This is a genomic window from Aeromonas rivuli (genome assembly GCF_020149575.1).
Lineage (GTDB): Bacteria > Pseudomonadota > Gammaproteobacteria > Enterobacterales > Aeromonadaceae > Aeromonas > Aeromonas rivuli.
Window position 1 is genome coordinate 3,187,549 of record NZ_CP079742.1, and the last position, 25,216, is coordinate 3,212,764.

A 25,216-nucleotide genomic window follows, 5' to 3' on the forward strand; every position below is an offset into this window, starting at 1 on the left:
CCCGGCCGAAGCCGGGCTTATCAGACTGTGCTCGGGATCACAGGGCACGACTCTGATAGCTGACCCGATCAAATCCATAGATGTCGCTGCGCAGTTGCTGACGACCCTGCTCATCGAGCCAACTGCTCCAGTAGACGGTGAATACCGGCGTTGGCGTGCTGAGCGGCAGCCACTTGGTCTTGTCTTCTTTGAGCAGACTGGCCACCTTGTCGGGTTGATAGCGGGAATCGGCGAGCAGCAATTCGGCCAGATCGTCTGCATGTTCGACCCGGATACAACCAGAGCTGAAGGCCCGCGCCCCCTGTTCAAACAGCCCCTTGCTCGGGGTTGAATGCAGATAGATGGCATCGTTGTTGGGCAGATAGAATTTGTAACGGCCCAGGGCATTGTGATCCCCCGGCTTTTGCCGCAGTCGATAAGGGAACCCCTCGGCCAGGGCCTGATGCCACTGCTCCTCGGTGAGGTGCTGCGGATTGCCGGCACTGTCGGTCACCTCGAACTGCTCGCGGGCCAAATAGCCCGGATCGCGACTCAGTTTGGGCAGTATGTCCTTGCTCAGGATGGATCTGGGCACATGCCAAGCCGGATTGAGCACCACGGAGCGGATCTCGCTGGCGAGGATCGGGGTCTCCCGCTCCTCCTTGCCGACGATGACCCGACTGGTAAAGACCTCACCGCCCCCCTGCACCACGCTCAGGCGATAGTCGGGAATATTGACCAGCACATAACGGCTGCCGACCAGATGATCCACCAGATCCCGGCGCCAGAGATTACGCAGCAGCAAACTGGCGCGTACCACAGGCCCGGTATTGAGCCAGGCCAAGGTGCGGCGGCCTATGATGCCGTCGGCAGTCAGACCATGACGACGCTGGAACAGCTTGATGGCCTCTTCAGTCTCGGCGTCATAGATTTCATCCTGATGGGCGGGGGCCACATCGCCAAGTTCATTGAGCATGGCGCGGATCTGACCAAGCTCGGGGGATGGTTCGCCGCTGCGCAGAGTTGGCATGGCCAGGGTGGGCCAGGTGGTGGCCATGGGCAGCGCCAGCAGCTTGTGCACCTTGGCACGCACCGCCTCATATTCGGCGACCTGGGGGCGCAGATCCCGCACCTGATCGAGCAGATCGCCGCTCTCTGTCACCGGCTCCGACGACAAGGAGAGATCCAGCTTCTGGGTCTTCAGCTGCTCGCGAGAGACCAGATCCATGGCGCGCCACTGTTGCTGGAAACGGGCCAGCTTGCTGAACGCCTCGTCATAGAGCGGCCCCCGCCCCTGCTCGGGCATCGCCTTGAGCCGCCGCCACACAGCTTGGAATTCAGGGTGCAACTGGGCCAACGCAGCCTCTTGCAACTGCAGCTCCAGCTCTTTTCTTGCCTGCTCTGATCTACTGTCCCTGTACCATTCATGGGTGCCGATCGCAGTACTCACCACCACGGGGGTCTCGCTGGCCTGTGCCTGCCCCAGCGGCAAACAGCCCAGCCACATCAGGTTTGCCAATGCCAGCCAATACTTCTTTCCCATGTGAACCTCAATTAGATCCGAACATTGCCATCCAAGTCACAGCGACCCTCTCACCGGCCCATGATGCGACAATAAGTACAAGCTGACTAGGGTGTCTGTGTGTAGCGTTGCCAAATCCGCGCATACTGGCCGGACTGGCGCAACTGTACCAAGGCAAGGTTGACGCGCGTCACCAGCGTGGGAGAGACACTCTGCTTGCTGAACATGAAGAAGGTGGGCAGGCGAGCGGCAGGCTGCTCTGCCATTACCACCTGTTGCCCAAGTCCGGCATCCATGAGCCCCTGATGGGTCGCCAGCCTGTCCCCGAGAAAGCCATCGATGCGCCCCAGCAGCAGCTTATGATAATTCTGGCTCTCTCTGGGCACGGCACTCACCTGATGTGGGTGACGGGCAAGCAGGGCTATCAGCTCATCCCCATAAAAATAGCCCCGGGTCACCCCCAATCGCTGGCCCTGTCCCAGCCAGCTGGCAAGGCTGTTACCCTGCCCCGTGACCCCGCCCCCCTTCACTAGCCAGAGCCCGGTTTCCCCGGGGTTATAGGCATCGGAGAAGAGCCCATAGGCGGCACGCTCTTCATTGATGAAGGCTTCCATGGCGATGTCTATTTCCCCAAGCTCCACCCCTTGCAGCACCCGCTTCCATGGTCGCTCGACATAGGTCAGCTGGCAGGGGATCTGTGCCATCACGGCTTCCAGCACTTCGATGGTAAAGCCCCGCATCTGACCACTATCATCACGACTGTGATAAGGCGGCCACTCATCGTAGCCGACCCGCAACGGGTGCGGACAGGGGCTCGCCGCCCACAGGGCTGGCGAGAGCAAACAGGCAATCAAGGGGAGCAGCAAACGGGTCATGGGCAATCCTTGCACGCAGAGTCGCGCCATCATAAGGGGATAACCAGGCCAAGGCGACCATATGAGCCGAAATTTGGTGTCAATTGATGACGCACTGAATTATCCCTCGTCTTGACCTGAGCGGGCCATCCATTGCCGCGCCCTGTGTCTTGGCGAGGGAGTGTGCAAAATGACGTCACGGCATCGGGACCGGGCGGGGGTGGTGATGACGGATGACAGGGGTTAATATATGACCAAATATTTTTTTGTGATCCACTATGCTTTTTTTGCAATTGGATTAGCATATGCGCGAGTTAGCCTCCCCCTTGGGCGTAGAGAGTAATATGACATACAAAAAGTTCGGTTTTATCGCAGCCATCCTCGCCTTGAGCGGCTTCTATCTCTATACCCTCTACCTGGCTGCCCACCCCAATGTGAGCCTGGCCTATCGCCTCTATTATCTGGAAGGCAAGACCCGCTTCTGGGAGCACAACTCCAGCATGACGTACCGGGTAGGCAACGAGCTCAATCTGACCAAACCGAGCCGCTTCCTCTCCAGCGAAGGCTGGTCCAAGAAGCCGAGCGAGCAAGGCACCCAGCTAAATGGTCAGGGGGGTCTCTATTTCTTGCTGCCCAAGCAGGGTGAGTCGTCAGCCGACCAGAATGACCTCACTGTGCGAGCGCGCATCAACAGCCCAGAGGCCGGAGCCCTGCTCAAGGTCGCCATGGGTCATGACTTCGTCACCACCATCAAGCTGGCCAAGGCGGGTCTGAACGAAATCAACTTCCAGCTGCCCGGTGAGGCCCTGAGCCAGGATCCCAAACAGCTCAACTTCCTGGCTCTCTCGACGGCGACCCCGCTCAACGTCGAATCAGTGCAACTGAGCACCGAATAACCGCCTCCTCTTTTCATGCCCCCTTTCCTATAAGGACAGCCCCATGTCGCAAGCCAATTTCCGACTCTCTCTGGTCGTGCCCGTTTATAACGAGGAAGAGAGCATTGATGCCTTTATTGCCGCGATAGACTCAGAACTGCACTCCATCAAGGAGCACCTGGAGATCGTCTTCGTCAACGACGGCAGTCGCGATCGTACCCGTGACGTCGTCGAGCAGGCCATCGCCCGTGACCCGCGGGTGACCCTGGTCAATCTGGCGCGCAACTTCGGCAAAGAAGCCGCCATGACCGCAGGCCTGCACCACGCCCGTGGCGATGCCATGGTCCCCATGGATGTGGACTTGCAAGATCCCCCCGCCCTCATCCTGGAATTCGTCAAGCTGTGGCAAACCGGTGACTATGACACCGTCTATGGCATTCGGGTCGACCGCAGCGCCGATACCCCGATGAAGCGCATCACCGCCGGCGGCTTCTACCGCTTCTTCAATGCCCTCTCCAGCGGTACCAAGCTGCCGGAAAACGCCGGTGACTTCCGCCTGATCGATCGCCGGGTCGTCGAGGCCATCAAGCAGCTGCCAGAGCGTACCCGCTTCATGAAGGGTCTGTTCGCCTGGGCCGGTTTCCGTGCCGTCGGCGTGCCTTATGAGCGTCCCGCCCGCCATGCCGGCGAGACCAAGTTCAATTACTGGAAGCTGTGGAACTTCGCCCTCGATGGGGTGATGAGTTTCTCCAGCTGGCCGCTGCGGGTATGGAGCTATGTCGGGGTCGGCGTTTCCTTCGTTGCCTTCCTCTACATCCTCAAGATAGTGACCCAGGTGCTCTTCTTCGGCGTAGATGTCCCCGGTTACGCCTCGCTGATGTCGGTGGTGCTCTTCCTCGGCGGCATCCAGTTGCTCTCCCTTGGCATCATAGGCGAGTACATTGGTCGCATGTTCGTGGAAGTGAAGCAGCGTCCTATTTACCTGATTGAAGGGGTTTACGGCCAATATGCCGCCGATGAGGCGAGCAAACCCTCTGCCCCCAAGGCCAAGAGCCGCGCCAAGGCGAGCAAGCCTGAGCAAGCTGACGCAGCAAGAGATGGCCAGGAGCAAGATCCTGCATGATCTCCCGCGATGAATTCTGGCGGTTGGTGCGCTTCGGCTTCGTCGGTGGTGGCGCCACCCTGGTGGATCTGGGCAGCGCCTTTGCCCTGTTCCACAGCTGGCCCGGCATCAACGAGCACCTGGTCACCACACTCGCGTTCTCGGTGGCTTTCTGGTTCTCCTTCTTCGGCCACAGGTATATCACCTTCCAGAAGCAGGGGGCCGTTGGCAAGTTCTTGCTGGTTGCACTCTTCTCGTTAGCGGTGCGTAACCTGATCCTGAGCGGCCTGCTGTTTGCCGGGCTCTCCGGCCTGCTGCCGGTGGTCATCGCCACCTTGACGGTCACCATACTGACCTATGTCCTCTCCCGTATCTGGGTATTCGCTTGATGAATGATGTGACCAATCTCAATGTGCCGGGCGCCGTGGCGCCCTATCGTCCCTCCCTGCGTATCAGCGGCAATGACTGGCTGCTGATCTTTGCAGCCTTTGCCCTGAGTCGCATCGCCTTGTATGGCATGGGTTACTTCGGGGTCCAGCTGTACGGCAGCCCCATTGGCCCCTTCCAGGCTTACTGCCAATTCGACTGCGTCTGGTTCCAGCGCATCATTGAAAACGGCTACGATCTCTATCCACGCTGGCTCAGCAAGGGCAATGCGGCCAACTGGGCCTTCATGCCCCTCTACCCCATGCTGGCCGGCGGCATCTCCAGCCTGCTCGAGGTCGAGAGCCTGTTTGGACTGATGCTGGTCGCCAACCTCGCCTTCTTCGCCAGCCTGCCGCTGATGCTGCTGGTGCTGCGTCAGCTCAAGTTGGGAGATGAAACGGCACGCTTCGGAGTCTGGCTGCTCGCCTTCTCCCCCTTCTCGGCCTATTTCGTGTCCGGCTATACCGAGCCCATGTTCATGGCGCTCATGCTGGGCATGTTCCTGTTCGCTTACCGGGAACAGTGGATGATGGTGGCCGTCTTGGGGATCCTCATCTCCAGCACCCGCAACCTGGGGGTCATGATGGTGTTCCCCGTGCTGATCCTGGCGCTGCAGGCCTATGGCATCCGCGAGTTCCTGCGTTTCAGCGAGCGGACCCTCAAGGTGGTGCTCACCCTCTGGCTCATCCCCTTCGGCCTGTTCGCTTACATGGTCTACCTCTACCACCTGATGGGTGATGCCCTGGCATTCAAACACATACAGGTTGCATGGGGTCGCCACATGGACAGTCCGCTGGACTGGTGGATGAGCGGCTTCGAACTCGGCGGTCGCAAGGCCTACCTCTCCATCATGGTGATGTTCGGCTGGGCCCTGAACGGCTATCTGTTCTACAAGAAGCGCTGGGCCGAGGCGACCCTGATGTTCATCTGCTGCACCATACCGCTGATGACAGGGCTCAACGCCATGCCGCGCTACATGTTTGGCCTCTATCCGACCCTCTTGGCCATCATCTTGCTGACTCACCGCTGGCCCGCCATCCGACCGGCAGTGCTCTGCCTGTCCGGCATGGTGGCCTCCTTCATCGCGGTGGCCTTCGTCAACTTCAAGTTCTTTACCGTCTGATCCCCCATCACGACCATAAAATGCCGACCTCAGGGTCGGCATTTTGCTTAGCTTGCTGTGCAAACCAACCGCCTTGCCCTTGAAAGCGTTGCCATTTGAACCGAGTTCACAGATCCCGGATGCCGTTTCCCACTCGCCCTCTGGTGCCCCTTAGAATGGGCCATCCCGCTGCTTGGCAAAGGAATGGCTCATGCGTCTCTCCCCTCTGTTGCTCGCCCTGCTGGCCCTGCCCGCCTGGGCAGCCCCCGACTTGCACCTCTATGTGGATAACGAGGCGCTGCCCGTCAATCTCAGCCTGACCGGGGGGATGCAGCAGCTGACCCACCCCCTGGCCAAGGGCAGTTACCGCATTCGTATCAGCGATGCAGGCAACAGTTGCGGCACCAGCTTTGGCCCGCGCGAAAACATGCCGCTGCCCTTTGGCACGGATCTGCCCATGGACAACTGTGCGCCAGAGAGCAGCTTCACCCTCAAGGTGATGCTGGCAGGGGAGTACGAGTTCAGCTTCGACCCGCAGACCCCCAGCCTGAAGGTGCTGCGGGCCACCAAAAAGAGCACCTTCAAACGCCAGCCCCCCGAGCAAGCCTGCCTTGCCTGGGATGGCGGCCCGGTGACGGTGTCGCTGAAGGGCGTCTGGCCCGACGGCACCCGGCTGCGGGATGCCTACTCCAGGCAGGAGGCCGTGGTCACACAGGGCAAGCTGACCCTGACCCCGACCAAGGAGAGCGGCGGCCTGCTGCTGCTCGAACCCGTGGTGGCGCCAAGACCCGAGCCCTTCAGCTGGGATCAGGCGAGCGTCTATTTCCTGCTGACCGATCGCTTTGCCAACGGCGATCCCGGCAACGATCACAGCTTCGGCCGCCAGAAGGATGGCCAGGACGAGGTCGCCACCTGGCACGGGGGCGATTTTAAGGGACTGACCGCCAAGCTCGACTACATCAAGGCCCTCGGCATCAATGCCATCTGGATAACCCCCATGGTGGAGCAGGTGCACGGCTTCATCGGTGGCGGCGAGCTGGGCAAGTTCCCCTTCTATGGCTATCACGGTTATTGGGCGCTCGACTTCACTAAAATCGACCCCAACTACGGCGATGAAGAGAGCCTCAAGACGCTAGTGGACCAGGCCCATCAGCGGGGCATGCGCATCATCCTGGATGTGGTGATGAACCATGCCGGTTACGCCACCCTCGCCGACTTGCAGGATCTGGGACTGACGGCGCTGACCCGAAACAGCGACAAGTTGCCGGCCCGCTGGAATGAGTGGCGCCCCAGTAGCGCGCAGAGCTGGCACGACTACAACCCATTCATCGACTATCAGTCACCAGCGTGGAACAAGTGGTGGGGGCCAGACTGGGTGCGGGCGGGTCTGCCAGGCTATCCCCAGCCCGGCACCGATGACGTCACCGGTTCGGTGGCGGGGCTGCCGGACTTCCTGACCGAGTCCGACCAGCCGGTGGGCCTGCCTCCTCTGCTCGCCGCCAAGCAGGATACCCGGGCCAAGGCGCTCCCCAATGCCACGGTAAGTGATTACCTCATCGCCTGGCACACCGACTGGGTGCGCCGCTTTGGTATCGATGGTTTTCGGGCCGACACCGTCAAGCACCTGGAACCCGAGGTGTGGCTGAAACTCAAGCAGGCGGGCAGTGCGGCCCTCAAGGAGTGGAAGGCGAACAACCCGACCAAGAAGCTCGATGATCTGCCCTTCTACATGGTGGGCGAGGTGTGGGATCAGGGGGTCACCAAGGACTTCTGGTACCAGAACGGCTTCGATGCGCTGATCAATTTCGATTACCAGCGCGAGGCTGCCCTGCCCCAGGCCCAGTGCCTGGCCAGCGCCGAGCCGACTTACGCCAGCTATGCCAGCCGCCTCAACCAGGATCCCGAGTTCAACGTGCTGAGCTACATCAGCTCCCACGACACCAAGCTGTTCTTCGGGGACTATCAGGATGTGGCGCTGCAACGGCGGGTGGCCAGCAGCTTCCTGCTACTGCCCGGCGCGGTCCAGATCTACTACGGTGACGAGTCGGGCCGGGGACTGGCCAAGGATGGCGGCGTCTTCGATCAGGGGGTGCGATCCGACATGAACTGGCAGGAGCTGGCCAGCGGTGACAAGGCCGAGCTGGTCAAACATTGGCAGCGACTCGGCCAGTTCCGCGCCAGCCACCCGGCCATCGCCGCCGGCAGCCACCGTCAGCTCTCCGATGCCCCCTACAGCTTCGTGCGAGAAAAAGGGGACGACAAGGTGGTGGTGGTGTTCGCCGGGCGTGAGCAACCCTAAGCGCCGGCACGCATCGACACTGGGCATCACTGACTCGAGCGGCCAAGGGGAGAGGTCGGTGGCAAAACTGAACGAGGGGAGCCTGGGCTCCCCTCGTTCATACCATCGCCAGACTGCACATGCCTGGCCGGTGCCTGACGCCACCACCCGATGTTAACCCTGCGGCCTGGCGGCCAGCGCGGGCCACTCCTTGCCAGCCCGCTCAAGGGTCTCCTGCCACAGGGGCCAGGCCAGCAAATGCTGCTGATAAGCCCCCGCCGCCCCCGGCAAGGCGATACCGTAGTTGAACAGACGCTGAGCCATGACGGCGTAGAACGCGTCCAGTATACCGGGAGCGCCAAAGTAGAAGCCGGCGCCGGCCTGGGCCCAGATCACCTGCAACCTGGCCAGCTCGGGCAAGGTCTCCAGGGGGGGCTCCTGCTTGCGGGGGGCCCCCAGAAAATAGGGTAAACGGCTGCGGATCTGGCCAAAACCGGCGTGCAGCTCGGCGCACAGGCTGCGCGCCAGGGCACGCTCGGCTCGGCCCGCCGGATAGAGTCCCCGACTCGGATACTGCTCATGCAAATATTCGGCGATGGCCAGGGAGTCGTGCACCCGCACGTCATCATGCACCAACCAGGGCACCAAGCCTGCCGGGGCCTGCTGTTTGAGCCTGTGCAGGGCCGCGGCATCCTTGAGCTCGAACGCCTGCTCGCGCCACTTGCCCCCGGTCAGACCGAGTACCAGGGCCGCCCGCATCGCCCAGGTCGAGCCAGTGCCGACCGTCAATACCATCTCATCCATCTTGCTCTCCTGCATCGCCAGGGTCCCGGGCCACCCCATCACAGGCGGCGAGTTGCTGGCTACTTGTTATTGCCTATTGATAGACATAGCAATTCATCCTGGCTGACCGTCACATTTGTCGGTCTGCGTGTTTGACCACCATGGGGGGCGATGCTAGTTTGATGTTCCAAAACAAATAGTTAACATCGAGCCATGGACAGCCAATTTACCATCGTCATCGCGGATGACCACCCCCTGTTTCGGGGCGCACTCTATCAAGCCGTGCACATGGCCGTCAGCGATGCGCAATTGCTGGAGGCTGACTCCATCGACAGCCTGGCCCATCTGCTTAAGGATCACCCCGAAGTCGACCTGCTGCTGCTCGACCTTAAAATGCCTGGCGCCAATGGCTTCGAGGGGCTGGTGCATCTTCGCGGCCAATACCCGGATCTGCCGATTGTTGTCGTATCAGCCTCGGAAGAGGCCTCTGTCGTGCAGCAGGTGCTGCGGCTCGGCGCCCTGGGGTTCATCCCCAAATCCTCCTCCATGAAGCAGCTGGTGACGGCACTCAATGCGGTCATCGCCGGTGATACCTGGCTGCCAGAGGGTATCTCGCTCAGGCCAGAGTGCGAATATGAGTCGAGCCTGACCAGCAAGCTGGCCAGTTTGACCCCCCAACAGTACAAGGTGTTGGTGATGCTGCGCGATGGCAGCCTCAACAAGCAGATTGCCTGGGAGCTCAATGTCTCGGAAGCCACCATCAAGGCACATATCACCGCCATCTTCCGCAAGCTCGACGTCAAAAATCGCACCCAGGCAGTGATTGCCTTGCAGCAGCTGGATATCAAGGATAACTGACCCTCAGGGCCCATATCACTACCGCCTTCCGCAAGCTCGACGTCAAGAATCGCACCCAGGCAGTGATTGCCCTGCAGCAGCTGGATATCAAGGACAACTAAACGCACCTGCCCCCGTTACCGCACTCCCCACCCCTCCTTCGTGCAACTGTGGCTCGCAAAAAGTACGATCGTCCTATATGCTGCCACGGGATCGACACTGAGGTGATGGATGAGCAAAGGCCGACTGACCCGTGAGACTATCTTGCAGCAGGGTTTCGAACAGGCAAGCCAGCAGGGGTTGGAGAGTCTCACCATCGGCTCCCTCGCCAGCCGGTGCGAGATGTCCAAGAGCGGCCTGTTCGCCCACTTCCAGTCCAGAGATAACCTGCAGATAGCCGTGCTCGAATACGCAGGCCTGGTGTTTCGGGACAGAGTGATCCAGCCGGTGCGCCAGCGGGCATATCCGGATCAGCAGGCTAAATTACGGGCGCTGCTGGAAGCCTGGCTCGCCTGGAATCAGAATTTCGCCGGACGCTGCATGTTTCTCGATGCCTGGACCTCGGCCCAGGAGGGAGAGGTGCAGCAAGCCGCTCGCCAGCTGGTGCGCTTCTGGCTCGACTATCTCGCCCGTCAGGTTGCCGCAGGCCAGGCCCTGGGCGAATGGCGAGCCGAGATGGATCCCTGGCGCGCCGTCTACCGGCTCTACGGCCTCTATCTGGGCGATCAGGTGTTCGATGCCCTGGCCCTGAGCGACGATCACGGGCACCATTTCTGGCCCGAGGTAGAGGCGCTGTTCATCAGTTGGCGCCCAAGCTGATCGCCCTGGTGGATTGGCTGTTTTCAGCCGCTGTTTTTTAAAACCGATTAAAAAGCACGACCGTACTCAAAATAACACACCCAGCCGCCTCACACCGGCGCACCACAGGAGTGACCGCCCATGAGCAGCAAGATCTACTTCAATACCCGCCGTTTCAGCCCGGGCAAGTGGCTGCTGGGTCTCGGCACCCGCTTGCATCATGGCCTGGCCCCCGCCCACGCCAAACGCACCGCCAGCAAGCTGCTGCTGACCCCGAGCCGCGCCCAGCGCGACACCGATCTCCCCGCAGGTCTGGTGCGCCAGGCCGTGCACACCAGCGAGGGTCAGCTGATGAGCTATCGCCTCGGTCAGGGGCCGGTCTGGCTGTTGATGCATGGCTGGTCCGGCAGCGCCAGCCAGCTCTACCCGCTGATGGAACACATTGCGGCCCGGGGGTTCACCGCCATCGCCTACGATCACCCAGCCCACGGCCATAGCGAGGGGAAAACCGGTCATCTGCCCCGCTTCGTGCGCGCCCTGGACGAGTTGATCGAGCGGCTTGGCCCCATCGCCGGTGTGATGGCCCACAGTATGGGAGGCGCCGTGGCCCTCTCCAGCCGCCACCCTCGCCTGCAGACCTGCCCCCTGCTGCTGGTCGCTCCCGTCATCGACTATGTGCCCCAGCTCTACGCCATGGTGGCACGATCCGGTTATTCGATGCGGCTGTTCGATGCCGTGGTCAAAGAGATAGAGCAGGAGTATCAACACCCCTTGAGCGAGGTGGACCCCCTGGCTGCCCTGACCAGGCGCAGCGGCCCGGCCCTCATCGTCCACGACGAGGGGGACAGGTTCGCCCCCCATCAAGACTCCCTGCGTGCCAGCCAGCATGGCCGCACCCGGCTCATCTCCACCCAAGGCCTGGGTCATGGCCGCATACTGACCAGCCCGCCCCTGTTTGCCGCCTTCGTCGAACTCAGCCAATCGCCGGCCTGACCTCGCGACCCGCCAAGAAGAGAGGGGAGCCATGGCCCCCCTCCCTTCTTGGTCAACCTGCCTGAACTCAATAGACCAGCGTGGGGGCGTAGAAGAAGGGCTCGATGGTCGGAGTCAGGCCCCGGCATGCGGGGCGCAGGGCATCGGCACGGGCCAGCAACCAGTCGGTGCGGTGGCGATAGCCCAGACTCATGGTCTGCAGGGGGTCGAAACAGACACTGATGATGTTGCGCGAGCCCAGCACCCAGCGCCCGGGCATGGCCGCCACCCAAGCGGCAGCCTCCCAGCCCTGCACCCGGTTCTCCTCATGGTAGGAGTAGTGCCAAAGCGGCTGACGGGCGAACAGCAGATGCTGCTCCTTGAAGCCCACCAGCAGCAGCTGATCTCCCTGGGGCACCTCTTGCGCCGCCTTGACCATGATCTCCTCCGGGGTGCGCACCTCGTTGAGCCGCATCGCTATCTGGGTGGAATAGAGCAGCCAGCCGAAGGCCAATGAGCCGAGGATCCCTAGCAGCGGGGCCCGGTGCAATATGCCATTGATCACCAGCAGACCGAGACCCAGGATCAGCAGCGGCAACCAGGGATGATCCCCAAGCTCGGCCGCCTTGGCGGCCAGCCTGGCATTGAACATCAGTGCCAGAGCAGCGCCGATCCCCACCAGAGCGAGTAGCCAGCCCAACCCCTTGAACAGCCGCACCGGCCAGACCCGGTCAAGCAGCTGGCCCAGCCAGGGCGCCGCCAGCAGCGCCAGCACCGGGGTGCCCGGCGTGATGTAGACGCCGCGCTTGCCCGGTGACAGGGAGAAGAACAGCAGCATCAAGAGCAGATAGCCGAGCAGCAGTATCACCCGCCTGTCACCATCATTTCGAATGGCACGAGCCCAGCAGACCGCGAGCCAGGGTAGCAGCAGGGAGACCGGCAGCCAGAAGGGGGGGATGACGGCGGTGAAGTAGTACCAGAGGGGTTTGACGTGATGCCAGGCGTTGGCATAGCGGGTCACCGTCTGATGCAGCAGGATGTTGTCACGATAGGCTTGCAGCACGGCATCACCGCTCGATGCCACCGCCAGCACCATGGGCAGCAGCCAGAGGCCAATCGCCCCCAGCATCACCAGGGGGCCAAGCAGCCCCTTGCACCAGGCGGCGCGACTGGCTTGACACAATGGCGCCCTGTGCGTCCAGATAGCCGGGATCAACACCAGTACCGCCAAGATGCCAACCCCCTTGGTGATGATGCCAAGACCCGCGGCAAACCAGCCGAGGTAGTACCAGCGCCAGCCGCCGCCCGCGAGCAGGAAGCGCAGGAAGCCATAGAGCCCCAGGGTGATGAAGAAACTCACCAGGGCATCGATTTGCGCCGTCTTGGCCTGCAGGGTGAACTGGACGGTAAAGAGCAGCAGCACCCCCGCCAGGAAACCCACCTGGGCATTCCACAGCCGACGACCGAGATCCCAGGTCAGCACCAGGGTACCGAGTCCCGCCAGCAGGGAAGGCAGCAAGAAAGCCACCTTGAGTGAGCCTGTCAGCAGATAACCGAGGGCAATACCCCACATGAACAGGGGCGGCTTGTCGGGATAAATCTCGCCGCCACGCATGGGAAACAGCCAGCGGCCGCTCTCGACCATCTCCTTGGCCACCAGGGCGAAACGGGGCTCGTCGGCGGGCCAGGGGTCGCGCAGTCCGATCCCCGCAGCCAGTATGACCAGGGCCAGCAGCATCAGCCAACCCAGGGTCTGGCGCGGTGATGCCTCCAGTAAAAATCGATCACTTATCATGGCAATCCCTTGTCATCACCGATCCCCCCTGTCCCGGCGCCAGCCACGATGTTTCACATCCAGATAGAGGCTGTAGAGCGCGGTGAAGGCGGGAAACAGATTCTGCAACACACCGACCGAGTCTTGCTTGGGGGAGAAAATGAAATAACTGAGCGTCATCAGGCTGCCGAGTATGCTCATGTACCAGAACAGCCGCGGGATCACCGGCTTGCCTGCCCGCCTGGACGCGATGAACTGCGCCAGCCAGCGCCCGCCAAACATCAAGGCCCCCGCATAACCGATGAGCTTCCAGCCGGTGACATGCAGCCCGGTCCATATCAGCCAGTCAATTTGGGTCTCCAGCATCATCAATCCAGCTGCTCCCTGACTTGGACTACCTTGGCCCTGCGCAGCAACCAGCAGACCCCGATCACATCCACAAGCCCGACCCAGAGCCGGTTCCAGACCCCGTATTTGGACGTTCCGGCCTGACGTGGCCTGTGGTTGACCGGGTAAGAGGCCATCTTGCCGCCATAGGCCTGGATCAGCGCCGGAATGTAGCGATGCATGTGGTTGAAGCAGGGCAGCGCCAGGTAGCATTCCCGCTTGAGCGCCTTGAGGCCACAGCCGGTATCGGGGATGCCATCGCGCAGCAAAAGATCACGAAAGCTGTTTGCCACTCTGGAGGAGAGTCGCTTGACCCAGTCATCCCGTCGGTTGACCCTGTGGCCAATCAGGCCCACCAGCGCCGGATCCGCCTCATTGCGCCCCATCAATTCATGCAGCAGGCCGGGGATGTCGGCCGGATCGTTCTGACCATCCCCATCCAGTATCACCAGCCAGTCGCCACGGCCATGGCGCACCCCGCTCAGGACGGCAAAACTTTGGCCCACCCCCTGCTCATGGCGCAGCACTCTGAGCCTTGGAAAATCCTGCTTTATCCGGGTCAGAATGGCAACGCTGTCATCGGTGCTGCCGTCATCCACATAGATGAGTTCGTACTCGAACTGTCCATCCATGGCCTGGCGGATCTCGCCGATCAGGGGTTCCAGGTTGTCCCGCTCGTTCTGTGCCGGTATGACGATGGAGACGCTGATGTGCGCTGCTTGCATTGATGGGGCCTCAATTGATTTCACAACTCGCGTTACATTAACCCACAGCAAGGCTGAACCTGGACTGGATTTACCCTGACTTTACACATGGGCTTAACTATTTTTATTAATAATGTTATAGACTTGTAGTCAAGTTACTGCCCAGCGTCCCTGACGGAAATGACGCAGCTATGACATCTTCTCTACCCTTGGCCGGGCGCTGGCAGAACCCATGTCACAGGATGGAACCCGACCGGCGGCTCTTGCTTTGAGCGCCACAGAACAACCTTGAATAGTTCCAAAGGCATCCGCTATGGCCAAACCTAACACAGCCCTGCTGTTAACCGGTGGTGGTGCTCGCGCCGCCTATCAAGTTGGCGCCCTCAAAGCTATCGCCGAACTCTACCCCCGCAATCAGGGGATCCCTTTCCCCATTTTATGCGGCACCTCGGCCGGTGCCCTCAACGCCACGGCCCTCGCCTGCCATGCCTCATGCTTTCACCTGGGAGTGCGTAAACTGGAGTGGGTCTGGCGCCGTTTCGAGACGCGCCACATCTTCGATTTTCACCCGGGGCGCCTGCTCTGGCGTCTGCTCTACGAGGGGTCGGCGGGCCTGATCCATCCGGACCCGAATCGCGCCTTCAACCTGTTCGACAATAGTCCGCTGCGCAAGCTGCTCGAGCAGCTCATCGACTACCACCGCATCGATGACAATATCCTCTACGGCAGTCTGGAGGCCCTGGCCATCACGGCATCGGATTATGAGAGCGGCCTTAGCACCACCTTCTTTCAGGGACGTTCTCAGCATCACCCCTGGGAGCGGGAACGCAGGCGCGGCATCCGTACCCTGATCACCTCAGATCACCTGATCGCCTCCAGTGCCCTGCCCTTCGTGTTCCCCGCCACCCGTATCGGCGACAAATTCTATGGCGATGGCTCCATTCACCAGCTCAGTCCCCTGAGCCCGGCTATCCATCTGGGGGCAGAGCGGATCCTGGCCATTGCCCTGGCGCCGCCTCCCCAACATAACCCGACTCAATACCGGGAGCGGCTGACCAGCTCCCACATCGCCAGCCACCTGCTCGACACCGTGTTCACCGACACCCTCAATTCGGATCTGGAGCGCCTGGGCCGCATCAACCTCACCCTGTCGCTCATTCCAGAGCGGGACAGAGCAAGGTTAAAACTCAAGGAGGTGGAAGCCTGCGTGCTCAAACCAAGCCAGGATCTCGACGTGCTGGCGCTCCCTTTTCTGCCCCAGCTGCCAACCGAGATGCGCCGCCTGCTGCGGGTGTTGGGGGTCAAGGGTGATGAGACCAGCAGCCTGGCCAGTTTTCTGATGTTCGTCCCCGGCTACTGCCAACAGCTCATCGCCCTGGGTTATCAAGACACCCTGGACGACAGATCCCGTGTCGCTCGCTTCCTCGATATCCAGAGCCCGGCCAGCGTCTCGCAAGTCACCGCAGTCCAACCCGCCAGATAGCGGCCAGGGCTATGTTCTTGCCGCCATTGCGCCGCCAGCGCCCTGGCGGCCTCCCAGCACACCCCATCCCCATCTTCCCGACTTGCACTAGCGCCCCTCCAGCAGCCGTTGCTCTGCCTGCTCGATGGCGGCACTCGTGCCAAACAGCACCAGGGTATCCCCCGCCCCCAGCAGCAGCTCGGCCCTGGGCTCCAGCACGTCGCCCCCACGCTGTACCTCCTTGATGTGCACAGCCTCCAGGGCGAGATCCTGCACCTTGTGGCCTATGGCCCAGGCCTGCTCGCTCAGCACGAGCGGGTGCAGCCGCTCCAGGCCCTGATCCGTCTCCAGATCCGGGGCACTCTGCCCCCCCCAGTAAAAGCCATGCAGGAAGGAGTACTGGCTGTTGCGCTCCTTCTCCATGCGCCGGATCACCCGGCCTATGGGCACGTCACAGTGCAGCAACAGGTGGGACACCAGCATCAGGGTCCCCTCCTGGGATTCCGGCACCACTTCGTGAGCCCCGGCCTGCTTGTACTGCTCCAACAGGCGGTCATCCTGGGTGCGCACCACTATCTTGACCCCCTCTGCCAAACCGGGGATCAGGGAGAGCATGGCGCCGATCCGCTTGGCATCGTCGAAGGTGATGATCACCAGACGGGCCCGTTGCAGGCCCGCGGCCAGCAAGATCTCGCGTCTGCTGGCATCACCAAAGGCCACCTGCTCCCCTGCCAGCTTGGCCTCATTCACCCGCTCGGGATCCAGATCCAGTGCCAGGAAGGGGATCCCCTCCAACTTGAGGAAGCGGGCACAGGTCTGACCGGCCCGACCGAAGCCCGCGATGATGACGTGACCGCTCTTGCTCAGGCCCGACTGGGCCACTTCTGATTGGGAAAGCAGGGAAGATCGCGTCAGCCAGCGCGCCAGCTCCTGGGAGCGCCCCACCAGCCAAGGGGTGATGGCAATAGAGATAACGCCAATACCGATCAGCAGGGAGACGATATCCTGACCAAGCAAGCCGTGGCTGAGCGCCAGGGCCAGCAGCACGAAGCCAAACTCGCCAACCTGACTCAGCATGATGCCCGCCGCCATGGCATCGCGTTTTCGCTCCCCCATCAAGCGCCCCGCCAGCAGAACCAATAGCGATTTGAACAGCACCAGCAGCACCACAATACCCACCACCTGCCACCAATGGCGCGCCACCTGCTGCCACTCCATGGCCATGCCAATGGTGATGAAGAAGAGCCCCATCAAGACATCGCGAAACGGCTTGATGTCCACCTCCAGCTGGTGACGATAGTGGGACTCTCCCAACATCATCCCCGCCAGGAAAGCACCCAGGGCCATGGAGAGCCCCATCCACTGAGTGAGAGAAGCCGCAAGCAGCGCGACCAGCAGGGCGCTCAGTACGAACAACTCGTCGGAGCGGGCCCGGGCAACCTCATGAAACAGGGAGGGCAACCACCACTTGCCCACCGCCAACAGGCCGAGCAGGACCAGCAAGCCCTTGAGTAAGGCCCAGGCGACCGCAACCAGCAGGGCATCGCCCTGGGCTTCGGGCTCGGCCAATATGGGGATCATCACCAGCAGGGGCACCACGGCCAAGTCCTGAAACAGCAGGACGCTGACCCCAAGCTGGGCACGACGGGTATGCAGCTGCTTCTGCTCCCCAAGCTGCTTGATCACCACCGCAGTCGAGGAGAGGCTGAGGGTGCCCGCCACCACCAGTGCCTGGGGCAGGGTCAGCCCCCACCACCAGCCAATCCAGCAAAACAGCGCCGTGGTCAGGATCACCTGCAGCCCCCCGACCCCGACCACCAGGCTGCGCATGGCAATGAGCTTGGAGAGGGAGAATTCGAGGCCGAGAGAGAACATCAGGAAGACCACCCCAAGTTCCCCCAGGGTGTGCATCATGGCTTGCTCAGTGACCCACGCCAGACCATAGGGGCCGAGCAGCACGCCGGCGATCAGGTAAGCGAGGATCGCCGGCAGGCCCAGGCGCCGGAAAACCGCCACCAGCAACACGGCGGCAAACAGCAACGTCAAAAATTCCGTATACAATTTTTCCTCCTATTTTATCGACTTAAGTCTAGCCAGCCGGGGTTGCCCCTATAGGACATATTTTGGGCGCGGATCTTGCAGTATTTGGCACCATGGTGGGCCTGGGTGCCGCTTGGGAAGGAAATAGAGTGGATAATTCAACATCGTGGAGAGGGGCAAACGCCTCTGTCGGTTATGACGCAGCGCAGTGGATCCGCCAACTGGATCACCTGACGCCCGTGATAAGTCAGCCAGCTCATGGCTTGCTCGAGCGCTTGCTCGGCCAGCAGACGCTGAGCGAGCTGCTGGCAATCTTTGCCCGCACGGCGGCAAGGATTGTCCGCATCCACAGCCTCTGCCTGGAGGGCACCCACCACCACAGCCTGATCCAGTGTCTGCCCCAGGATCAGATCAGCCTGCGCAGCTACCAGTTTCCGCTCAAGGATGGCCAGGGTCTCTGCCTGGGGCAGCTCCATTATCAGCTGCTCCAGACCCCCAGCCAGCAGCAGACTGCTGAGTTGCAGGCCTGTCACCGTCAATTCGAGCTGGCGCTGCCCCTCTACCTGCGCCTGGCCAATCTGGAACAACAGGTGCGTCTCGATCACCTGACCGGGCTTGGCAACCGGGCCTATTTCGATGAAGCCCTCGGCCGCGCCGTCGAGCAGCACAGCCGGGATCCTCATGGCTTGGTGTTGGTACTGCTGGATCTCGATCGCTTCAAGCAAGTGAATGACACCTGGGGCCACCCGGTCGGTGACCTGGTGCTCAGCCGCTTCGCCCAACTGCTGCAGCAGTGCATCCGCGCCACGGATCAGGCGTTTCGGATCGGGGGGGATGAGTTCGCCTTGCTGCTGCAACCGGCCGATGCCGAGGCCTGGCGACCGGTCTGGCTGCGGCTGCAACAGATGCTCCGCAGCCACCAGGAGCTCGTCAGCTTCGAGGTCGGCTGCTCCCTTGGCGCCGCTAACTGGCTGCCGGGCATGGACGTCTACACCCTGTACGAGACCGCGGATAGCCACCTCTACTCCCGCAAGAAAGCGGAAGGCGCTGGCTAAGCAGTCATGCCTGCCTGCATCTTGGGATAGCCAAGCCATGAGCTTGCGCTGTTTAACAAATCCGGGGCGGCCAATGGCCGCCCCGGATTTTTTATGGCAAGGGCTCGGCATCGTCCGGCGAGTCCAGCCTCTGCCAGGCCAGCCCCAGGCCACCGATCCGGGCAAAGCCCTCGCAGATGAAGAGATCCAGGGCCGCCGCGGGCGCCTCGCCATAGAAGAGAATGGGGATTCGACCTCGCTGCCAGGAGGGAACCCCGTACTCCTGCCACAATTTCTTGAGGCGACGGCTCCCCCCTCGCCCCTGCGGGGTGAGGGTCTGGCCAGGGGCCACCGAGAAACGAATGGAGAGCGGCTCATCCGCCCCGGGCAGCCTCAATGTCCCCTCGGCGCCGATGCGCAACTGCACGCTGCCAAGCCGATCCGGCAATGTCACCCAGCGACCTGGAACCAGGGGGATCTGCTCGGTCAGCGGCACCAGATCCGGGCGCACCAGATAGAGCAAGCCCTGATAACGACGGCAACTCACCCGACCCCAATTGAGTTGAGGATTGGCATCCGGGCGGGCCAACACCAGTTCGTCCCACAACCGGGCCAGCTGATCCCGGGCCGGCATCTCGCCACCCTGGCGCCGGATCCAGTGACGCAACAGGTTATTGCGCCTGGCCGGACTCAACTCATGGAGCGGGGCGATGCGCAACGCCTCCCCCTCTCCCGCCAACCGCCAATCCTCGGCCGCCAGCTCTTCGAGCAGCGCCTGCTGTTCCGCACAGAGGGCCATGCTGCGGGCCGCCGTCTGGGCGATGGCCGGCCAGCGGGCCCTGAGCCCGGGGATCACCCGCTGGCGCAGGAAGTTGCGATCGTAGCTCACGTCCACATTGCTCTCATCTTCCACCCAGCTCAGCCCCGCCTCGCCGGCCGCCTCGGCCAGCTCCTCGCGGCCAGTGGTCAGCAAGGGGCGCAACAACCATCCCTGACCAAATGGCTGGCTCGGCACAATGCCGGACAAACCCCGTGGGCCGGCGCCACGCTTGAGGGCCAGCAAGAGGGTCTCCAGCTGATCATCCTGATGATGCGCCGTGAGCAACCAGCCCCCAGGCGCTAGCGCCGTGCTCAGCTGGTCATAGCGAGCGGTGCGGGCCTGCGCCTCCAGGCTCTCGCCATTGCCCCGGCTCAGCGCTACCCGCGCCACCTGCAGCGGCACGCCAAGCTGCCGACAGAATGCGGCGCACTGCTCGGCCCAGGCATCGGCATTGGGGCTGAGCCCATGGTGCACGTGCAGAGCACGCAGGGGCAGCTGCCGCTCGCGGGCGAAACGCTCGGCCAGCAAGAGCAGCAGGGTGGAGTCGAGACCACCGCTGTAAGCCACCAATAAGGAGCTGGAACTTGTTGGCGTCGGCAGGGTCTGACAGACACGTGAATAGAGTTGAGAAATCATAGGCTTCCCCGGAATAGACGGGCCGATCTTAGCAGATGCGGACTTATCAAGCTGTAACCGGACTGCTAGAGTGAGACTCGCCTGCTCGCACCCTGAGCAAGGAAGCAAATAACTCGAATTGGAACAAGTACAATGCACAACAAGAAAAGCATACTGGCCGGGTTGATAGGCTTGGCCCTGCTGGCCGGTTGTAGCCAGGGACCTGCCCAGGATCAGGCCCACTCAGGGCTGACCTTGGCCAACATGGATACCCGCATCAAGCCCGGCGACGATTTTTTCCGCTATGCCAACGGCCACTGGCTCGCCAGCGCCAAGATCCCCGATGACAGACCCGCCGATGGTGCCTTCTATACCCTGCGCGACAAGTCCCTTGCCGATGTTCGCACCCTGATTGAGGCGCTGCCCAAGGATGCGCCCCAGGGCTCTGAAGCCCAGCAGATCCGCGATTTCTACGCCAGTTATCTGGATAAAGCTGGCCGTGATGGCAAGGGCATGAGCCCGCTTCGCCCCCTGCTCGCCGAGCTGGATCAGGTGACGGATAGCCGCACCCTGGCCCAGGCCCTGGCGCGAACCGGCAAGGTGGGCGGTGGTGCCCCCTTCGGCTTCTGGATTGGACCCGATGCCAAGGCGCCGACCCAGTACAGCGTCAACATAGGCCAGTCCGGTCTCGGCCTGCCAGACCGGGACTACTACCTCAAGAGTGATGACGCCAGCGTGCGCCTGCGCCAGCAGTACCAGCAGCATATCGCTGGCATGCTGACCCGGGCCGGTGAAACCGATGCCGAGGCCAAAGCCAAACAGATAGTGGCGCTGGAAACCGCCATCGCCCGCATCCAGTGGGACAAGGTCGCCCTGCGTGATCGGGAGAAGAGCTACAACAAAGTTGCCAGCGGCGATCTCAGCCGCCTCGCCCCCCATATCGACTGGCAGAGCTATCTCGAGGAGGCGGGTATTGCCGCCCAGCCGACCCTGATCCTGGGCCAACCCAGCTACCTGCAAGCCCTGGACAAGCTGATGGTGCAGACTCCCGCAGCCCAGTGGCGCGACTACCTGAAATGGCAGCTCATCAGCGACTATGCCCCCTATCTCGACAGCGACACCGACCAGGCCAACTTCGCCTTCTTCGGCACCGTCCTGAGCGGCACTCCCAAGCAGCGCGCGGCCTGGGAGCGAGCATTGGCAGTACTCGATGCCCACCTGGGCGAGGCCGTCGGCAAACGCTATGTGGCGCAATATTTCCCCCCCGAGGCCAAGGCCCGCATGGAGCAACTGGTCGAAAACCTGCGCATCGCCTACGGCCAGAGCATAGACACCCTCGACTGGATGTCACCGGCCACCAAGGCCCAGGCCAAGGAGAAGCTCGCCAAGTTCAGACCCAAGATTGGTTACCCGGACAAGTGGCGGGACTACAGTGCCATCCAGGTCAACGCGGATGATCTGGTCGGCAACCTGCTGCGCGCCCAGGCCTTCGAGTATCAGGAGAGTCTCTCCCGGCTCGGCACCCCGGTCGACAAGGATCGCTGGCACATGTCACCCCAGACGGTGAACGCCTACTACAACCCAAGCAACAACGAAATCGTGTTCCCGGCGGCCATCCTGCAGCCCCCCTTCTTCGATCTGAACGCCGATGATGCGGTCAACTATGGCGCCATCGGTGGCGTCATCGGCCACGAGATGGGTCATGGTTTCGATGATCAGGGCGCCAAGTCCGATGGGGACGGGGTGTTGCGTGACTGGTGGACGCCGACCGATCTCAAGGAGTTCAGGTTCCGCACCAGCCGGTTGGTCGCCCAGTACAACCGCTTCGAACCCATAGCGGGTCAGTTCGTCAACGGTCAGTTCACCCTGGGGGAGAATATTGGCGATCTGGGCGGCCTCACCATTGCCCACAAGGCCTACCTGTTGTCACTCGATGGCAAGGAGGCCCCGGTGCTCGACGGCTTCACCGGCGAACAGCGCTTCTTCCTCGGCTGGGCCCAGGTGTGGAAGGGCAAGTATCGCCCCGAGCTGATGCAGATGTTGCTCAGTTCGGATCCCCACTCCCCGCCCGAATACAGGGTCAATGGCGTGGTGCCCAATATTCCCGCCTTCTACGAGGCGTTCAAGATAGATCAGGGCGACAAGCTCTATCTGGACCCGGCCAAACGGGTCAAGATCTGGTGATCGCCGCCTCGTCGAGGCAGATGACAGGCGCCGGGCACAGATGCCCGGCCCACTGGTTTCAATCCGTGACAGGCAACCCTGTTTGCCAGTCACCGCAGTAACAAGGGTCAAATCGATGAAAACCTTGCTCATGACACTCGGCCTGCTCAGCCTGCCACTGACCGGCCAGGCGGCGGATGGTTTCTTCAAACAGCTGACGCTGCCCTCCGGTCAGGTGATCACCGTCAGCGAGGGGCGCGGTGAACCCGCCTCCACCGGCAGCTACGGCGTGCGCCTCTACACCGGAGCCAACCCCCAATTTCCCCTCGACCAGTTCATCGATGGCAAGATCTTGCCCCGCGATGGCAGCATCAAGGAGCTGACACTGCAGGATCTCAACGGTGACAAGCAGCCCGAACTCATCGTCATCATCGAGAGCGCTGGCAGCGGCAGCTATCTCAGTGCCAGTGCCTTCATCATCGATCCCCAGCAGGGGCTCGACAGCTTCAACCACGTGGAGGGGTTGGCGCCAAACGATGATGTGATCCAGGCACTCAAGACCCCTCGGGATTAATGGACAGTGAAGCCGGCAGCCTGCCATGCAGGCTGTCGCTTTGCTTGCGACAGACAGTGAGATGCGCTGTTCGCCACACTCATCACCAGGGGATCACGCCCTCTGGTTCGCCGATGGACGCTTGTTTTTTTCTGTGCTTATAATCGCCTCACTGTGCCATGACAAAACACAAGGAGGTAAAAAATGGTAATCCCAACGTGTCCGATGTTCTCGGCTCGTCTGTTCGACACTTTCCCCAGCTCTTGCCTGCATAAGATCGCGCTGCGATAGCGGGTTCGAGCAAAGCCGACTCCCTTCTTGACCGAGACCTTTCTCGACCATTGTCGCCAGCGCTCCTGATGACAGGGATCTCCGATCCCGCATTTTAGAGAGCAACAGCATGACAACATTGATGAGTACCCACTCCCTGCAGATGAGCGCAGGTCACCTTCCCCTGTTCGACAATATCGACCTCAGCATCCAGAGCGGTGACCGCATCGGCCTCATCGGCGCCAACGGCAGCGGCAAGAGCACCCTGCTCGCCCTGCTGGCTGGTCAGATCCAGCCCCATGATGGACGCGTGCAACAGGCCGCCCCCTGCCGCTGCGAGTTTGTGGCGCAGCATTTACCCACTGCGTTGCAGGGGCTCAGCACCCGCGCCGTGCTGGAGCAAGCCGTGGCAGGGGATCCCGCCCTCGGCTGGCAAGTGGACAAGATGCTCGATGAGCTGCAACTCGCCGAGCAGGCCGACTTGCCGGTCACTACCCTGAGCGGTGGCCAGCACAGCCGCCTGCAGATAGGCCGCGCCCTGCTGCGCCAACCCAATCTGCTGCTGCTCGATGAGCCAAGCAACCACCTGGACTTGCCCGCCCTGCTCTGGCTGGAGCGCTTCTTGTCGAGCTGGCGCGGCGCCTTCGTGCTGGTCTCCCACGATGGCCGCCTGCTCGATCGGGTGACCCAGCACACCCTGATCCTGCGGGACAGGCGCATCTACCGCTTTGCCCAGCCTTGCAGCCAGGCCAGGGCGGCGCTGGTGGAAGAGGACGACAATGCTCGCCTGCGCCGGATGGATGAGCAAAAAGAGATAGACCGCCTGAGTGCCAGCAGCAAACGCCTCACCATCTGGGGGCGGGAACATGACAGCGAGAAGCTGATACGCCAGGCCAAGTCCATGGAGAAACGCATCGTGAAGCTGCAGGAGGAGCAGAGCCTGGTCGGCGCCGGCGCCCCCTGGCGACTCGAACTGCACGGACTGGGGCTGCCCGCCGATGCCCTGTTGCGGCTGGAAGCCCTCGACGTGCGCCCGGCGCCACAGTTGCCGCCCCTGCTGCGCGCCGAGGATCTCTGGTTGAAATCCGGTGACAGGGTCGCCCTGCTCGGTGCCAATGGCACGGGGAAATCCTCCCTGCTGCGCCAGTGCTGGGCCGAGATAGGTGAACAGCGCCAGGCAGAGGGCTGGTACCGCCACCCCGCAGCCAGCATCGCCTACTACGATCAATCCCTGCAGCAGCTCGATGACGGGGCCACCCTGAGCGACGCCCTCTACGCCCTGGCGCCGCGACCGGCGGTGACCCTGCGCCAGGCCCTGATCCGGGCAGGCTTCCCCTACACCCGTCACGGCCAGCGGGTCTTGAGCCTGAGTGGTGGCGAGCGGGCCAGACTGCTGTTCCTCGCCCTCTCCCTGGCGAGTCACCACCTGCTCTGGCTCGATGAACCCACCAACCATCTGGATCTGGAGGGCAAGGAGGAGCTGGCCGAGGCACTGACCGGCTTTGCCGGTGGCGTCTTGCTGGTCTCCCACGACCGGGATCTGATCGAGCGCAGTTGCAACCGCTTCTGGGTGATCAAGGGGGGGCGCATTGTCGAGGCCCACAGTGCCGAGCGAGCCTATGCCGAGCTGCTCGGCCATGAACTGGCAGGCCCATCAAGCAGTCCGATCCCCACGGCCCTCTCTCAGCCCCAGGCCACGGCAGCGGAGGATGACGAGGCCATGCTGGCACGCTGGTACGAACTGGACAGCTTGCTGGCGGCCGATCTCGCCCGCAAGCCCAGGCATCAGACCCCGCGGCTGCAACAGCGCTGGCGCGACGAGCTATCCCTGCTCACCGAGCGGCTTGGCCTCTGAGCACTGCCGCC

At 62.1% G+C, this 25,216-nt stretch carries 21 protein-coding genes; 13 read left to right on the top strand and 8 right to left on the bottom strand.

The window, feature by feature from the left end; translation table 11 throughout:
* Positions 1–37: 37 nt before the first annotated feature.
* Positions 38–1,522 carry a L,D-transpeptidase family protein gene (locus KYK33_RS14635; protein WP_224431009.1) on the bottom strand — a complete coding sequence of 495 codons (1,485 nt, stop codon included), beginning with the start codon at positions 1,520–1,522 and terminating at the stop codon, positions 38–40.
* Positions 1,523–1,608: 86 nt separating this feature from the next.
* On the bottom strand, positions 1,609–2,376 hold the full coding sequence (locus KYK33_RS14640; protein WP_224431010.1) for a substrate-binding periplasmic protein: 768 nt from the start codon (positions 2,374–2,376) through the stop codon (positions 1,609–1,611).
* 323 nt (positions 2,377–2,699) lie between these two features.
* On the opposite strand from KYK33_RS14640, the gene KYK33_RS14645 reads away from it, so the two are divergent.
* From KYK33_RS14645 to KYK33_RS14665, 5 genes are all read left to right on the top strand, one after another.
* Complete coding sequence (locus tag KYK33_RS14645) at positions 2,700–3,251, top strand: hypothetical protein (protein ID WP_224431011.1); 552 nt, start codon at positions 2,700–2,702, stop codon at positions 3,249–3,251.
* Positions 3,252–3,294: 43 nt separating this feature from the next.
* Entirely contained in the window at positions 3,295–4,353 is a 1,059-nt protein-coding gene (locus KYK33_RS14650) for a glycosyltransferase family 2 protein (protein WP_042040728.1), read from the top strand.
* Positions 4,350–4,721 (top strand): GtrA family protein, encoded by a 372-nt coding sequence (locus KYK33_RS14655; protein WP_042040729.1) that lies wholly within the window; start codon positions 4,350–4,352, stop codon positions 4,719–4,721. The genes KYK33_RS14650 and KYK33_RS14655 overlap by 4 nt, the downstream gene beginning before the upstream one ends.
* The gene (locus tag KYK33_RS14660) at positions 4,721–5,881 is read left to right on the top strand and encodes a hypothetical protein (protein ID WP_224431012.1); all 1,161 of its coding nucleotides are present in this window, start codon (positions 4,721–4,723) and stop codon (positions 5,879–5,881) included. The genes KYK33_RS14655 and KYK33_RS14660 overlap by 1 nt, the downstream gene beginning before the upstream one ends.
* Before the next feature lie 190 nt (positions 5,882–6,071).
* Positions 6,072–8,159, top strand: a complete 2,088-nt coding sequence (locus KYK33_RS14665) for an alpha-amylase (RefSeq protein ID WP_224431013.1) — start codon at positions 6,072–6,074, stop codon at positions 8,157–8,159.
* A gap of 153 nt (positions 8,160–8,312) precedes the next feature.
* On the opposite strand, the gene KYK33_RS14670 is transcribed toward KYK33_RS14665, so the two are convergent.
* On the bottom strand, positions 8,313–8,942 hold the full coding sequence (locus tag KYK33_RS14670; protein WP_224431014.1) for a glutathione S-transferase N-terminal domain-containing protein: 630 nt from the start codon (positions 8,940–8,942) through the stop codon (positions 8,313–8,315).
* A gap of 192 nt (positions 8,943–9,134) precedes the next feature.
* Between KYK33_RS14670 and KYK33_RS14675 the strand changes: the two genes are divergently transcribed.
* The 3 genes from KYK33_RS14675 (at position 9,135) to KYK33_RS14690 (ending at position 11,549) form a co-directional block, all read left to right on the top strand.
* Positions 9,135–9,779, top strand: coding sequence for a response regulator (locus KYK33_RS14675; RefSeq protein WP_224431015.1), 645 nt, complete (start codon positions 9,135–9,137; stop codon positions 9,777–9,779).
* A 210-nt stretch (positions 9,780–9,989) separates the two neighbouring features.
* Positions 9,990–10,577 (top strand): TetR/AcrR family transcriptional regulator, encoded by a 588-nt coding sequence (locus tag KYK33_RS14685; RefSeq protein ID WP_224431016.1) that lies wholly within the window; start codon positions 9,990–9,992, stop codon positions 10,575–10,577.
* A 120-nt stretch (positions 10,578–10,697) separates the two neighbouring features.
* A complete protein-coding gene (locus tag KYK33_RS14690) occupies positions 10,698–11,549 on the top strand; it encodes an alpha/beta fold hydrolase (RefSeq protein ID WP_224431017.1) in 852 nt (283 codons plus the stop codon).
* A 67-nt stretch (positions 11,550–11,616) separates the two neighbouring features.
* Here KYK33_RS14690 and KYK33_RS14695 read toward each other — a convergent pair whose 3' ends face one another.
* From KYK33_RS14695 to KYK33_RS14705, 3 genes are read right to left on the bottom strand one after another with little or no spacing between them, the layout of a single operon-like run.
* Entirely contained in the window at positions 11,617–13,323 is a 1,707-nt protein-coding gene (locus KYK33_RS14695) for an ArnT family glycosyltransferase (protein ID WP_224431018.1), read from the bottom strand.
* Between the two features lie 15 nt (positions 13,324–13,338).
* On the bottom strand, positions 13,339–13,668 hold the full coding sequence (locus tag KYK33_RS14700; protein ID WP_042040737.1) for a lipid-A-disaccharide synthase N-terminal domain-containing protein: 330 nt from the start codon (positions 13,666–13,668) through the stop codon (positions 13,339–13,341).
* Positions 13,669–13,670: 2 nt separating this feature from the next.
* Entirely contained in the window at positions 13,671–14,414 is a 744-nt protein-coding gene (locus KYK33_RS14705) for a glycosyltransferase family 2 protein (RefSeq protein WP_224431019.1), read from the bottom strand.
* Positions 14,415–14,706: 292 nt separating this feature from the next.
* On the opposite strand from KYK33_RS14705, the gene KYK33_RS14710 reads away from it, so the two are divergent.
* Positions 14,707–15,876, top strand: a complete 1,170-nt coding sequence (locus KYK33_RS14710) for a patatin-like phospholipase family protein (protein WP_042040739.1) — start codon at positions 14,707–14,709, stop codon at positions 15,874–15,876.
* 87 nt (positions 15,877–15,963) lie between these two features.
* On the opposite strand, the gene KYK33_RS14715 is transcribed toward KYK33_RS14710, so the two are convergent.
* On the bottom strand, positions 15,964–17,916 hold the full coding sequence (locus KYK33_RS14715; protein ID WP_224431020.1) for a monovalent cation:proton antiporter-2 (CPA2) family protein: 1,953 nt from the start codon (positions 17,914–17,916) through the stop codon (positions 15,964–15,966).
* Positions 17,917–18,044: 128 nt separating this feature from the next.
* Here KYK33_RS14715 and KYK33_RS14720 point away from each other — a divergent pair, with 128 nt between their 5' ends.
* Entirely contained in the window at positions 18,045–18,950 is a 906-nt protein-coding gene (locus tag KYK33_RS14720; RefSeq protein ID WP_396021352.1) for a GGDEF domain-containing protein, read from the top strand.
* Between the two features lie 91 nt (positions 18,951–19,041).
* On the opposite strand, the gene tilS is transcribed toward KYK33_RS14720, so the two are convergent.
* Positions 19,042–20,385, bottom strand: coding sequence for a tRNA lysidine(34) synthetase TilS (gene tilS, locus KYK33_RS14725; protein WP_224431021.1), 1,344 nt, complete (start codon positions 20,383–20,385; stop codon positions 19,042–19,044).
* A gap of 132 nt (positions 20,386–20,517) precedes the next feature.
* Between tilS and KYK33_RS14730 the strand changes: the two genes are divergently transcribed.
* The 3 genes from KYK33_RS14730 to KYK33_RS14740 all read left to right on the top strand — a co-directional run bounded on the left by KYK33_RS14730 (position 20,518) and on the right by KYK33_RS14740 (position 25,205).
* Complete coding sequence (locus KYK33_RS14730; protein ID WP_224431022.1) at positions 20,518–22,548, top strand: M13 family metallopeptidase; 2,031 nt, start codon at positions 20,518–20,520, stop codon at positions 22,546–22,548.
* A gap of 115 nt (positions 22,549–22,663) precedes the next feature.
* Positions 22,664–23,101, top strand: coding sequence for a PliI family lysozyme inhibitor of I-type lysozyme (locus KYK33_RS14735; protein WP_042040743.1), 438 nt, complete (start codon positions 22,664–22,666; stop codon positions 23,099–23,101).
* 379 nt (positions 23,102–23,480) lie between these two features.
* On the top strand, positions 23,481–25,205 hold the full coding sequence (locus KYK33_RS14740) for an ABC-F family ATP-binding cassette domain-containing protein (RefSeq protein ID WP_224431023.1): 1,725 nt from the start codon (positions 23,481–23,483) through the stop codon (positions 25,203–25,205).
* The last annotated feature ends 11 nt before the right edge of the window (positions 25,206–25,216 follow it).